The sequence below is a fragment of the Enterobacter sp. BNK-13 genome, from assembly GCF_048685015.1.
Classification (GTDB): domain Bacteria; phylum Pseudomonadota; class Gammaproteobacteria; order Enterobacterales; family Enterobacteriaceae; genus Enterobacter; species Enterobacter quasiroggenkampii.
On record NZ_JBLQTP010000001.1, the window covers coordinates 2,395,259 to 2,407,723 of the forward strand.

Consider the following 12,465-nt stretch of genomic DNA (forward strand, 5'->3'; position numbering starts at 1 on the left):
TCCTTGTGTGTCTAATCAGTTCCGCAGGGAAGAAATTGTGCTGCGTCAGAGAGGGTGTGCAGCAAAGTGGTGTCCTGAGGGTTGCCCATCCATACCGCCAGGGCAGTATAGTTATCCTGAGCATTCCCCTCCTGCTCGCCATTCTTTTGAATGATTTGGTTCATTAAGGTGAGCCACTCCTGCGGCGTATTCACCATGTGCAGCGACTGCTTCATTTGCTCTTCGCTGACGCCGTGCCAGAATCCGTCGGTGCAGAGTAAGAATGCATCGCCGTCTTCAACCTGCACCACGTCGCTGTAGCTCGCTTCCGGCCCGCCGTTTTCAATCCCGAGCGCCAGATAGAGCAGATTACTGTTCAGGTTGTCGGTCTGGTGTCCGGCATCTTTCATCTGCTGCACCAGGCTGTGGTCGGTGGTCACATGCCACAGCCATCCGCGGCGGAACAGGTACAGGCGGCTGTCTCCGGCATGGGCCCAGTAGGCCAGCCCGTAATCACGGTCAATGAACAGGCTGACCAGCGTCGTGCCCATCCGGCGATAGTCCTGAACGGCCTGCTGTTCGCTGAGAATGGTGCGATTCGCCGTCTGCACGTAGTCGCGGATGTGCTGCGCATTAAGATGTTTGTCGCCATCGAAGCGGGAGATAATGCTGTTGCGGGCCAGCGCTGCGGCCACCTCGCCGCCCGGCAGCCCCGCGATGCCGTCGCAGACGACAAAGCAGGCTGAACGTTCCCCTATGGTTTCTCCCGTCTGATCCTGGTTGCTGGCGCGCGTCCCCTGGCGGGAGAGAGAAGCCGTTGCGATATTCATTTGTCTTCCGATCCGCTCTGTGAGTCTTTGTACTGATTGACCTCCATGTCATACGCATGAAGGAAGGCCTCGCCGAACAGGGTGTGGAAGTCGTCCTCAATCTCGCCCGCCGTCTCGCCATAGCTGCGAACAAAGTAGTCCCACAGGGCGGCTTTGCGGCTGCCCGGCAGCGCCAGACGCGAGGTCATGCCGTTCTGCTTCGCCTGCTCTTCCAGCTGCTCCGGGTTAAAGGACTGCAGCATCGCGGCAATGATGGCGCGGATGCCAGAGATCATACCCAGTTGGTGCGCCTGCAGATCGATCAGCGCGTCGCGCACGGATTTGGTCGGCGGCATAAAGCCCGGCATCGGGGTGCCGAACATTTGGATTAACACGGTTTTGCCGGTCGGCAACAGCTTGAACGGGTTGTTGGCATCGTCGAGCACCATGGTCATGTCGGCTTTTACGCCGCGCTTGAGGATAGAGCGCGAGGAGAGCAGCGCCACTGTCCCCTGAGAGAACATACCGAGGATCTGCCCCAGCTGACGCATATTTTCACGGTCAAACTGCGGAACGGGCTGCATTTCACTGAGCCCCATCCCCTCCAGCAGCGCTTCCAGCAGCTCGCCCTGCAGCACTTCGCCCTTCTCACCGCTGTTTGCCGTGGCGGCTGGCGAGGCGGCGTTATTGACCGGGTCGATGCGCAGGCGGCCCTTCGGGGCCTGCGCGCTGCTGCGCGCAACGGCCTGTGGCGTCGGCATGGTGAAGCCAGCGTAATCCGGTCGCGCGGGTTCCTCTTCAGCACGCGGTTCTTCCTGCGGCTCAGGGGCGAACAGCGGGGAATCGGCCAGGACGTCCTCTTCCTGCTCAGGTTCCGGCACGGGGGCAGGCTTCTCGTTGATAATGTCATCCGGATGGGTTAACGGCGCGCCGCCCATCAGCCCGAGCGGGTCGTCATTGCGCGCGGCTGGCGCGCTGGCTTTACCGCCAAACAGGGCCAGCGGATCGAGCTCATCCGTTGCCTCTTCTTCTGGCTTAACGGGGCTCGTCTCGCCCGGCGGCACCAGGGTTGACGGGGTGACGTCGTCAAAAATACTCTCTTTTTTGAACAACGCTTCATCGCTGAACAGCGTATCCGGATCAACATGCTTACGCTCGAGCGTCGGATCGCTGTCGTTAAACATCGCCAGCGGATCTTCGGCGTTCCGCTCCGGAGCCGCAGGCTGGGAGAACGGATCGTGCGATGCAGCAGACTGCGGCTTTGTGCGGTTACTGGAGATGCTGTCGGAGATGGAGAACTCCTGCATCAGGCTATCCCAGATCTCCGTTGGCACGGCGGTCGGTTCGGCTTTCCCACGCGGTGTGGCGCTCGCCGGTTTCGGCTGCTGCGCAGGCGCAGGGGCGACCGTCGGACGCGCCTGCTGGTGCAGGCTGGCCGCCATGCGGCTTACGGGCTGCGTATCGTGGATCAGTTCGGTCACTTCGATACGGTAGTCATCAATACCGAGAATATCGCCATCCTGCAGCTCAACCTGACGTCCCCGCTCCAGCGGAATGTCATTTAATACCACGCGGGTGACGCTGCCACGGTTAGTGACGCGGCATTCGCCCTGAGCGTCAACGTGAACAATGGCCTGCAGACGAGAGATGGTGCGGTCATTGTCCGGCAACACCAGATTGTTATCCGTACCGCGCCCAATGGTGCCGCCCGGGGCGTAAAAATCACAGCTGCTTTGCGGCGGCTGATGACCGGGTTTCGTAGAAATAATCGTGAATCGCATGGCGTATTCCTGCTGGTATGATTAGCGCTCAAACGCTGCCGCTCTCGAAGCGAGAACGGCGGCGTTTGGGGGCGATTCCATTGGTTCTATTTTGCGGTTTTGAGCGGACGAATCGCGTCGCTGTTGGCGATTAAGCTGCACTTTAAAACCTGATATTGACCCGGTTCGGTTCCGCCTACTTTCTCTTTCAGTAGAGATACAATCACCTTGTCAGCTTTCTCAAAATTCTCAGCAGGGAGATTGCTTGCTTCCAGCCATGCGGCCGCACTGGCCTCTGCATCATCTTTAAGACTTTTACTGTCCGCAATCTTACTGATGCATCGATTTTGCACCCAGTTTTCAAAGATTTGTTGCTGAGAAAAAGCGCTAACATCAGGCAGGGTTTGGGCATAAACAGCAGGGGCATTAATAGCCAGGATCAGCAGTAACAAACGTTTCATTTCAGGCTCCAGAATGTTGCGTTGGTCGGAATAAATGAACCATTACCCGGTGAGCCCAGAAAATGGCAATCATCAGAGCAAATATTTCCATTCCAGAGTGTGACATGCCCGGTAGCGTCGCTCCAGCCGTGCCCGGTGAAGATGATAATGCCCTGTTTGCCTGCAAATTGCGCAGGAGTGGGAGAAGAGACAGACATATCGGCATTGCCCAGTACCGTGGGTAGAAATGCAATCATATCTTTAACGCGGAACATATAGCGCTTTTTGTCGTTTCCGGTCACTGTCGCATATTTACTGTTAGAAGGAATCGGAATGCCACAGTAATTTAAAACGTAGCTCATACGAATTGGGCAGGCATTTTTAAAAATACCGGCGTCGATATTATGCTGAACTTTTCCACCCAACAATTTGCCAACCTGTTCTACGCTTACGTTCACTTCTCTGAATCTGTTCCAGGCGGCACCAAAAGCAGGACGCATTTGAGACATCTTGTTTCTCCTTGATAAGAAGCTCCGGATAAAGTGAGCCCTTTCGGGCCCACTATTATTACGCTTCTTTGTTTTCTTTGATGTTCCAGCCAGCGCTGCTTTCAGCACCCTTACCACCAGACGTGGTCTGCTCCCAGTACTGTTGTTTCACTTTCGCAGCCTGGAATGCATAGGTCACTCCAACGGTATCGCCGTTGTCAGCACCGGTGTACTGAACAGAGGTCACCAGCACATCTTCCAGCGTGATGCGGGAGTATTCCACCTGCTGGCCGCCCGCTTTACAAACGGACAGCTCAACTTTGGTCAGGTGTTTACCGCTGGCGCAGTGTTTCAGGATAGCGGTGGTGGATTTGTCTATCAGCGCGTTAACGTGCAGGTCGTTAAAGTTAACTTTACCGGCACCGCCGCCACCGCCAACGCTCATATTACCTGGCTGGGAAGCGCCCCAGGAGAAGGAGGTAATATCAGTCCAGCCGGTGTGGTTAGAATCTTTAGATTCGCCCGTAACACCCTCGACCTTCAGAAACATATCAATAGCCATAATATCTACTCTTCGTGGATGAACAATATTGCTTTCGAAAAAGCACTTATATGGCAAACAGGAAAGCATGGGGCTGAATAAAACCGTCCATATTTTACCTCTGCCTCACATCAAATGACCCGTGTCATTTGACAGTCTTACATTCCCCCTGAATGAACGGAAAGAATGTGAAGTCTTTTACTACTGCGGGTTATCCTGAATCCAGGTACGATCAGGATCGCCTATGATGACCTGCGGAACCAGTTTGTTCAGCTCATCGCTATGATAAAGACGTAAACAGTTTAAGGTTACGCCTTTGACATCGGGTTTTCGCTCTGAATGAAAACCGTTAATTTGATTTTTATATTTTCCGATGAGGGCATCCACTTTATCAGTGCCATTTTCGGCATCAAAAGGTATCCACTCAATGAATGCACTCGCACTGCGGGCCGCATCAGCAGAAAACTGGCTGCCTTTATCTGCCACCTGCGCGAGGCATCGCGCCAGAACTAAATCTTTTAAAACCTGCCGGTATGTTTGCTGATGATAAAAATCAGGATAGTTATTTCCGGCACACACATAAGAGGTCATAAATACGAGGAAAAAACAGAAACGTTTCACCTTAATATCCTTTGCCATAGGATCCGCAGCGCATCAGTCCGCGTAAAATACTAATTTTTCTCTTTCCGTTTTTCTGCGACAACGTATATCCCTATCGCTAATGCATTAAGTCCAGCGCATAGAAATGCATGCATTGCGATTCGCGGGAAATCTGCTGGCCAGTCAAAGATAAACAAATAGTAGCCAGATACCGTCACAAACAGCATGAATGAAATTATTAGCAATGTATAAATGGCTAAATAGCTGATGAATTTTCGTATTAACGCTGTCATAGTCAAATTCATTAGCTATCTCATATTCACCGAAATGTAGCCGGCCCTCCAGGGCCGGCACTCATCATCACGCGTCTTTCGTCTTCAGCGACGGCAGCTTAGAAACCAGACGCAGAGAGACGGTCAGACCTTCCAGTTGGTAGTGAGGACGCAGGAAGAACTTCGCGGCATAGTAGCCTGGGTTGTCCTCAATCTCCTGCACCTGCACTTCCGCAGCTGCCAGCGGTTTACGGGACTTGGTCTCCTGAGAGGAGTTCGCCGGGTCACCGTCGACGTAGTTCATGACCCAGTCGTTCAGCCAGCGTTCCATCTCTTCGCGTTCGCGGAAGGAGCCGATTTTGTCGCGCACGATGCACTTCAGGTAGTGAGCAAAACGGCAGCAGGCGAACAGGTACGGCAGACGTGATGCCAGGCGCGCGTTAGCGGTCGCATCCGGATCGTGGTACTCCGCCGGTTTTTGCAGGGACTGCGCGCCGATGAAGGCGGCAAAGTCGGAGTTTTTGCGGTGAACCAGCGGCATAAAGCCGTTTTTCGCCAGCTCGGCTTCACGACGATCGCTGATGGCAATCTCGGTTGGGCACTTCATGTCCACGCCGCCGTCATCGCTCGGGAAGGTGTGGCACGGCAGGTTTTCCACCGCCCCGCCGGACTCCACGCCGCGAATCGAGGTGCACCAGCCGTACTCTTTGAAAGAACGGTTGATGTTGGCGGCCATCGCGTACGCGGCGTTCGCCCACGAGTAGCTGTTGTGGTTCGCGCCGTCGGTCTGCTCTTCAAAGTCAAAGCTGTCCACCGGGTTGGTGCGAATACCGTACGGCAGGCGCGACAGGAAGCGCGGCATCACCAGGCCAAGATAGCGGGCATCTTCCGATTCACGCAGCGAACGCCAGGCGGCGTATTCGGTATTCTGGAAGATCTTGGTCAGGTCGCGCGGGTTAGCAAGCTCCTGCCAGGATTCCATCTGCATCACGCCCGGTGCGGTACCGGTAATGAACGGACAGTGCGCCGCAGAACCGATGCGCGCCATTTCCCCCAGCAGCTCAACGTCCTGCGGGCTGTGGTCGAAGTAGTAGTCGCCGACGATGCAGCCAAACGGCTCGCCGCCGAACTGACCGTACTCCTGCTCGTAGATCTTCTTGAAGATCGGGCTCTGGTCCCAGCCCACGCCCTTGTAGCGCTTCAGGGTGCGGCCCAGCTCCTGCTTGGAGATGCTCATAAAGCGGATCTTCAGCATCTCGTCGGTTTCAGTGTTGTTCACCAGGTAGCTCAGACCGCGCCAGGCGCTCTCCAGCTTCTGAAATTCTTCGTGGTGAATGATCTGGTTCACCTGCTGCGACAGCTGCTCGTCGATACCGGCAATCAGGTTCTGAATGGTGCGGTAGGTATCGTTCGAGAAGGTGACGGTATTTTCCAGCGCCTGCTGCGCCAGGGTTTTGACCGCGCTTTCGACGGCGGAACGCGCCTGGTCGGTTTTCGGGCGGAACTCTTTGTTCAGCAGCGCGCTGAATTCATCCTGGCTGAACGCCTGACCCGCCTGCTGCTCGTGTTGTTGAGTCTGGTTGCTCATCGATTATTCCTCGCTACCTTTCGCACTTTCGTCATTTTTCGGCAACTGGCTCAGGGATTTGAGCAGCGTCGGATCCTGCAGAATTTTTGCGATCAGCTCTTCCGCACCGTTTTTACCGTCCATATAGGTCAGCAGGTTGGAGAGCTGGGTACGCGCTTCCAGCAGCTTGTTCAGCGGCTCAACCTTGCGGGCCACCGCGTCCGGCAGGAAGTCGTCCATGCTGTCGAAGGTCAGATCCACGTTGAGCTTACCTTCGCCGGTCAGGGTGTTATCCACCTGGAACGCCACGCGCGGCTTCAGCGCCTTCATGCGTTCGTCAAAGTTGTCGATGTCAATTTCGAGGAATTTACGCTCGTCGACGGCCGGCAGGTTTTCCACCGGTTTGCCGACCAGATCGGCCATAACGCCCATCACAAACGGCAGCTGAATTTTACGTTCTGCACCGTAGATCTCTACGTCATACTCGATCTGCACGCGGGGGGCACGGTTACGTGCGATGAATTTCTGCCCACTGTTACTCATTGCCATGATGTTCTCCATCAAAGATGCGCGGTGAAGGTGAAACGCCAGGCTCCATGCCTGACGTCATAATGCCTGGACGCGCTATTCGCGGCGCCCAAAGATGTTTTCCAGTTGGTTAACGCCGTCTGGCGCCAGGTCGCGAATAATGTCCATAAAGTTAAGTTCTGACAGCCGCTGCACCCGTTCAATCATCAGCGGCGCGGGGTGGCTCGGTTCGTACTGTGCAAAATACTGCTTCGCTTTTTCCAGCATCAGCTGGGCGTCGGCGCGGCTGGTGACCTGCACGCTGCGCCAGTCGGTGACCGGCTGAACGGGCTGCGTTGCCGCTGATGGCTGCTCAGCCTGGGGGGCCGTCTGCGCCTCACGGTTCGGCAGCAGCTTGCTGATGTCGGTCACCTGACAGGCGCTGGCCACCAGCCCCACGGTTTTCAGCAGCTGCTCCATCTCGGGCACGCCGCTTTCACCGAGATGACCGGTGAGCAGCTCGCGAATCGCCAGCAGCCGTTCGTTGATGACGATAACCGCTGCGGTTCCCGGCTGGTCGCCGCGGGAAAGCTCGTCAATCAGCCGTGGACGGCCGCCGGGATAGTCGGGACACTCCGTCTTACTGCCGTCCAGCAGGGCCTGGGCATCCCTAAGCGAAATTTCATCGCCGTTTGAACGCAGCAGCGAGGCGTTACGCACGGCGACGGTGAGGTCAGACTTATCGCTCAGCCCAGCCAGGGCGTTAATGCGGTAGAACGGATCGGTTTCGCCATACTCTTCCAGCAGCGGATAGAGCGGCTCCCAGTAACGGGCGATCGCCTCCTGCACCAGCAGTAATCCGTCCGCGTAGCCCGCCAGCCCGCGACGGCGGGTCCAGGCATGGGTTAACGCCAGCAGGACGCGAAGATCTTTGGTGCGGGTCAGCAGGCTGGTGGCGTATTTTTCGACCGTGTTCCAGTCAGCAGGCTCCGCCGGGATGATGGTGTCGCCAAATTGCTGTTCCGCTTTCCCAAGGCTTGCCTGGTTCATCGCCTGGAAGTCAGCGTCGTACTCCAGGTTTTCGCCGCAGGGCTTGTCGGGGCTTATCGGCGCGAGAAATTCTTCGATATTCATGTGATCCCTGCTTATTCAAACATAGGCGGATAGAGACCGTGACGGCCCGGACGGGCCCCCCCTGCCGGATCGAACAGCAGGGTGAAAAGCTGCCCGGTGAAGTTACCGCTGTGCACGTGGGTGTACAGCGGGTAACCGTCGCAGCGGTTGGTCCACCAGTAGCTAGTCTGACGCAGCGGATCAAAACACTCTGCCGCCTGCGGCCAACCCAGCGTGCTCTGGCCGTCCTCGTCATAGCCAATCACATCCAGGATGTCGGAGCGCTTTTGCGGCTCGACCGGCTGCGGCGCCGGAATGGTCATCAACATCTCATCCAGCTGCGAGGCGGAAAAACTGTTGCGCACCGCGTGCAGCCCCAGGCGCCCAATCTGCTGATACCAGCTTTCGGCCTGGCTCAGCAGGCTGGTCGACCATTCGGACGGCGCGAAGCTCAGCTGAAGGCAAACCGGGTATTGTCGGCCAACGCTGTCCCGGCCGGGCAGCAGACAGCCCATCTGGATCATCTGGCTGCCCAGCATGGGCGGTACCACAAAATTCCAGACTGGCGCTTTCTGAAATGGGCGCTCGCCGCTGCGCTGCTCTTCCTGCTGCCAGGCCAGCAGACCGACCTGGAACCAGTGCGACCACTGGCGCTGTAAGGTGTCAGGAAAGCGACGCTGCAAAAAATCTCCGGCGCTGGGTAACTTGCCATACCAGCTGTAGCGGTTCATCGCAGGGGTATTCGTCATACGGCTGTCCTTGCGGTTATGGGCATGAGAAACGAGGAAGCTGGAACGGGTTACGAATGCTGTTCGGCGCAAACTCCAGCGTGACCTGATGTCCGTCGACGTTGAAGGTGGCCTGACGGCTCAGGCTACCCGTGCCCGGGCTGGTGCTCGCTTTATCGAAAAAGCGGTTCAGCGCCCATGCGCCGTTGGTGACCAGCGTCGCCGTACTGCCGTTCGCCAGCCCCAGCTGCATACGGACCTGGTTGGTGCCGCCCGGCCCCGGCCAGTTCATGATCTGCACGGCCTGCGGGCCGTGGCTGTAGCGCAGCAGCTGACCGTCAACATCCAGGGTCAGGTTCAGAATGGTGTTATCCATTCGCACGGTGCGAACCGTCACCTTGAAAGACGGCGTGGTTGCGCCGTTAGCAAAGAAGGCGTCGCGAATCGACTGGGCCTGCTGGAACGGCCTCAGCAGCCCTTCACTTCCCGGCAGCGTTTTCCCGTCAATGCCCGGCATAAAGCGCCAGTTGGCCTGCGTGGTATCCACCTTGTTGGTCAGATTGTCGCGGAAGAAGGCGTCCATCAGCCCGGTTCCCGGCGCAAACATGCGCGCGAGATCGTCCGGCGTCACCTCGGTGCTGGCGCTGCGCACCAGCGGGTAGCGACCGGCAATTGCCTGGCGGCAAAATCCGCCCACTTCAACGTTAATGCGCTTACGTACGTTTTCCAGGTCACGGCGCTGGGTGTCGCTGCTGGCGCCTACCGCCATGTTGCTGAACATGGTTTGCAGCCCGCCAGGCAGACGACCGGCGCTGGCCTGCAGACGGCTGATCGCCTCCCCGCCCGGCGCAGGCATGCCGCTGTTGGCCGCATCCTGAACGGCGGTCAGGTAGCGATAGAGTTCATCCACCTGCTTGAGAAAATCATCAAACACGATGGTCTTCCCACCCTTCTCCAGCGGCTGCGCCAGCTCAATCATCGGCGCATAGTGGTCGGTCACCAGCTGTTCCGGTGCCTGCGTAACCACCGCGGCCTGCGTCGGTGCAGCGTCGTTGTTGCTGAACAGGGCTTCCAGCGTACGGGTGGCGCGGTTGCTTTGATCCTGCGTTTTACCCGCATCTTCCGGCGCTGGCGCATTGCGTGACAGCGTCAGGACCTGGCTCAGGTTCTGCACCAGACGGCGCAGCGGCGAGTTGGCGCCGGAGAGCAGGCGCGCGGTGTTGATGCGCTGGGAAAGGTCGGCGCTGTTATTGAGCTTGATGTCGGCGAGGAAGCGATCCCAGTTGGCGATAAAGTCGCGCATATAGAGCTGGCGCACGGCGTTATCGATCTGCTGCTTATCTTCCTGCGCGGTGGCGGCCCCCAGCACCCAGGCGTCGTCCTCGTGCAGCGCCGTAGTGACGCTGTCAATCTGGCCGTTAAAGCTTTTCCAGTAGCCGTCCGGCGTATAGAGACCCGGTACGCCCTCGCTCACCGGCTTGCCGCTTTTGCGCGAAAACACCAGCTCGCTCTGCGGTCCGCCGAGGTCGGAAAGGGAGACCGGCTTCAGGTTGTCATCATGTTCCAGCAGGCGCTTGAGGCGGCCATAGACGCGCGTGGAAAGCGGCTGCTGGTTGATCATCGCTCTTTCGCGTGCGACCAGGGATTCGTCCTGCGCGTACGGCGAGGCCTGAATCTTCGGCTCCAGCAGCTGCGTCAGATGCCATTCAAGCTGCTGCAGCTGCGCCTTCGTGACGTTCTGCGGCAGGTTACGCTGCAGGTTGAGCATCACCCATGAATGCAGGAATTTGCCGTCATAGTGTTTCGGCTGATACAGCATCTGATAGGCTTTCAGCGCTTCATAGCTGTATTCCACATCGCTGCCGTTGTCGTTGCGCAGCCAGGTGGTGATGTGCATGGCGACGGCAGGCAGCAGCATCTGATCCAGCGCTTTCTGGTACAGGGACTGGGAGGCGTCGCTAACGTCATCCCCGCGATAAAGCCCCATGCGGCGGGAGATCGGCGGATCGTTGACATCAAAGGCGTCGCTTTTCGGCAGATCCACCAGGCTATTCAGCAGCGGCAGCAGTTCGAACAGGTCACGCTGAGTCTGGTTCTGTAAGGCTTTGCTCTGCTGGTCAAGTAGGGGCACCTTCGCATCCACCTCTTCCAGGTAGGCCTTGTTTTTGGCATAGCTGGTGAGCCACAGCCCGCCCAGGATCGCGAGCAGAGCCAGCAGCGCCGCATAGCCTGACCAGATCACCGCCCGGTTGCGCAGCTCCCACCAGCGGTTTTCCCCGGCGATCCCAGCTTCCTGGAAGATGACGTTTTGCAGCAGGTTCTTGATGAAGAAACTCTGGCCTTTTGCACCCGGGATTGGCGCTTCTTTGCTGACCGAATCCCAGTTATCGCTCTCTGCCCCTTCCGGCAGCGACAGGGCGCGGTTCAGTTCGCCCATCACGCGGTCGAACGGCATGCCTTCCTGCGTCCCGCTGGCGAAGTAGATCCCGCGCGGGGAGAATTCGGTTTCGAAGTTGGAGCGGGCGAAAACGGTGCTCAGGTAATCCGCCAGCAGCGGACGCAGCGCGGCGAACTCCTGCGGGAAGAGATACGCTTCGGCGCGGGTTTTCGCGTCATGCTCTTTGAGCATGGTTTCCGGCAGCCCGGCGTCGAGGCGCTGCTGCAGCAGCGAAAACTCCTGCTGGAAGTTGCCCATCAGGTCATAATCGGCGTGTTTAGTTTGTTCCCACGGCAGCGTAAAGCCCCAGATCTGATCGCGCTGCGCTTTATCGTAGTCGGCAAACCAGGCGCGGAAGCCTTTAAGCAGGTCGGCCTTGGTCACCATCACGTAGACCGGGAAGCGGATACCCAGCTGTTCATGCAGCTCGGACAGACGCTGACGCAGGTTTACCGCCTGCTGGCGGGACGCCTCGGCTGACTGGGTGAGCAGGTCAGAAATGCTGATGGTAACGATCACGCCGTTGATCGGCTGGCGGCGGCGATACTTACGCAGTAACCCCATAAACTGCAGCCATTCCCCGGCATCCTGCACCTGCTCGCTCTCCTGGGTGGTATAGCGACCCGCGGTGTCCAGCAGCACGGCCTCGTTGGTGAACCACCAGTCGCAGTTACGCGTGCCGCCAATACCCCGCAGGGCGGTCTTACCGAAACGGTCGGCCAGCGGGAACTGCAGCCCGGAGTTGACCAGCGCCGTGGTTTTACCGGATCCCGGCGCGCCGATAATGACGTACCACGGCAGCTGATAGAGGTACTGCGTGCTGAAGCGCTGCGTCCACTGGGCGCCCTGTCCCGCCTTGCTGAAGTGCGCTTTTTTCAGCATCTGCGCGGCTTCATCAAAACGGCTGGCGAGGATCTGCTCCTCACTGTTCAGTCGCTTCTGCGGATCCGCCGCTTCCGGGCTGGCGGTATTCTCTTTGAGCTTATCCATCAGCTTGCGGTTCAGCCAGGCGTTGTACAGGCGCGGCAGAATATGGCCCTGCGCCCAGAGCAGATAGACCACGGCGATACTGATGATGCGGTTCTGTTCCGATTCAAGCGGTCGGGTGTCCACGATGGACAGCAGCGGTCCAATCATCCAGATCACCGCCGCCAGCGCCGTGACGCCGAGGAAGCTCCACAGAATGCGGTTAGTCAGTATGGAAAGAAGAGTCGTCAGCATTCC

The 12,465-nt window shown here is 57.9% G+C and carries 11 protein-coding genes; all 11 read right to left on the minus strand.

Features of this window, described 5'->3' with window-relative positions; translation table 11 throughout:
- Positions 1 to 11: 11 nt before the first annotated feature.
- Entirely contained in the window at positions 12 to 809 is a 798-nt protein-coding gene (locus tag ACMGGQ_RS11590; RefSeq protein WP_008502637.1) for a PP2C family protein-serine/threonine phosphatase, read from the minus strand.
- Positions 806 to 2,569 carry a type VI secretion system-associated FHA domain protein TagH gene (tagH, locus tag ACMGGQ_RS11595; protein WP_048029470.1) on the minus strand — a complete coding sequence of 588 codons (1,764 nt, stop codon included), beginning with the start codon at positions 2,567 to 2,569 and terminating at the stop codon, positions 806 to 808. The genes ACMGGQ_RS11590 and tagH overlap by 4 nt, the downstream gene beginning before the upstream one ends.
- A gap of 86 nt (positions 2,570 to 2,655) precedes the next feature.
- Complete coding sequence (locus tag ACMGGQ_RS11600; protein ID WP_045908268.1) at positions 2,656 to 3,009, minus strand: T6SS amidase immunity protein Tai4 family protein; 354 nt, start codon at positions 3,007 to 3,009, stop codon at positions 2,656 to 2,658.
- Complete coding sequence (locus tag ACMGGQ_RS11605) at positions 3,006 to 3,497, minus strand: type VI secretion system amidase effector protein Tae4 (RefSeq protein WP_032645536.1); 492 nt, start codon at positions 3,495 to 3,497, stop codon at positions 3,006 to 3,008. Before ACMGGQ_RS11605 ends, ACMGGQ_RS11600 begins: the two co-directional genes overlap by 4 nt.
- A 58-nt stretch (positions 3,498 to 3,555) precedes the next feature.
- Positions 3,556 to 4,038: an Hcp family type VI secretion system effector gene (locus tag ACMGGQ_RS11610; protein WP_008502640.1), complete on the minus strand. Its 483-nt coding sequence runs from the start codon at positions 4,036 to 4,038 to the stop codon at positions 3,556 to 3,558.
- Positions 4,039 to 4,218: 180 nt separating this feature from the next.
- Positions 4,219 to 4,608, minus strand: coding sequence for a T6SS amidase immunity protein Tai4 family protein (locus ACMGGQ_RS11615; protein WP_103142866.1), 390 nt, complete (start codon positions 4,606 to 4,608; stop codon positions 4,219 to 4,221).
- Between the two features lie 369 nt (positions 4,609 to 4,977).
- Entirely contained in the window at positions 4,978 to 6,477 is a 1,500-nt protein-coding gene (gene tssC, locus ACMGGQ_RS11620; RefSeq protein ID WP_021240385.1) for a type VI secretion system contractile sheath large subunit, read from the minus strand.
- A 3-nt stretch (positions 6,478 to 6,480) separates the two neighbouring features.
- Positions 6,481 to 7,005 carry a type VI secretion system contractile sheath small subunit gene (gene tssB, locus ACMGGQ_RS11625; RefSeq protein ID WP_008502644.1) on the minus strand — a complete coding sequence of 175 codons (525 nt, stop codon included), beginning with the start codon at positions 7,003 to 7,005 and terminating at the stop codon, positions 6,481 to 6,483.
- A 75-nt stretch (positions 7,006 to 7,080) separates the two neighbouring features.
- Positions 7,081 to 8,097 (minus strand): type VI secretion system protein TssA, encoded by a 1,017-nt coding sequence (gene tssA / locus ACMGGQ_RS11630; RefSeq protein WP_420290064.1) that lies wholly within the window; start codon positions 8,095 to 8,097, stop codon positions 7,081 to 7,083.
- 11 nt (positions 8,098 to 8,108) lie between these two features.
- On the minus strand, positions 8,109 to 8,825 hold the full coding sequence (gene tagF / locus ACMGGQ_RS11635; protein WP_045908265.1) for a type VI secretion system-associated protein TagF: 717 nt from the start codon (positions 8,823 to 8,825) through the stop codon (positions 8,109 to 8,111).
- Positions 8,826 to 8,841: 16 nt separating this feature from the next.
- Entirely contained in the window at positions 8,842 to 12,462 is a 3,621-nt protein-coding gene (tssM, locus tag ACMGGQ_RS11640; protein WP_420290065.1) for a type VI secretion system membrane subunit TssM, read from the minus strand.
- Between the last annotated feature and the right edge of the window lie 3 nt (positions 12,463 to 12,465).

Coding starts and splice junctions, on each gene's coding strand:
- ACMGGQ_RS11590 (WP_008502637.1), bottom strand. CDS start 809: ATGAATATCGCAACGGCTTCTCTCTCCCGCCAGGGGACGCGCGCCAGC.
- tagH (WP_048029470.1), bottom strand. CDS start 2,569: ATGCGATTCACGATTATTTCTACGAAACCCGGTCATCAGCCGCCGCAA.
- ACMGGQ_RS11600 (WP_045908268.1), bottom strand. CDS start 3,009: ATGAAACGTTTGTTACTGCTGATCCTGGCTATTAATGCCCCTGCTGTT.
- ACMGGQ_RS11605 (WP_032645536.1), bottom strand. CDS start 3,497: ATGTCTCAAATGCGTCCTGCTTTTGGTGCCGCCTGGAACAGATTCAGA.
- ACMGGQ_RS11610 (WP_008502640.1), bottom strand. CDS start 4,038: ATGGCTATTGATATGTTTCTGAAGGTCGAGGGTGTTACGGGCGAATCT.
- ACMGGQ_RS11615 (WP_103142866.1), bottom strand. CDS start 4,608: ATGACCTCTTATGTGTGTGCCGGAAATAACTATCCTGATTTTTATCAT.
- tssC (WP_021240385.1), bottom strand. CDS start 6,477: ATGAGCAACCAGACTCAACAACACGAGCAGCAGGCGGGTCAGGCGTTC.
- tssB (WP_008502644.1), bottom strand. CDS start 7,005: ATGGCAATGAGTAACAGTGGGCAGAAATTCATCGCACGTAACCGTGCC.
- tssA (WP_420290064.1), bottom strand. CDS start 8,097: ATGAATATCGAAGAATTTCTCGCGCCGATAAGCCCCGACAAGCCCTGC.
- tagF (WP_045908265.1), bottom strand. CDS start 8,825: ATGACGAATACCCCTGCGATGAACCGCTACAGCTGGTATGGCAAGTTA.
- tssM (WP_420290065.1), bottom strand. CDS start 12,462: ATGCTGACGACTCTTCTTTCCATACTGACTAACCGCATTCTGTGGAGC.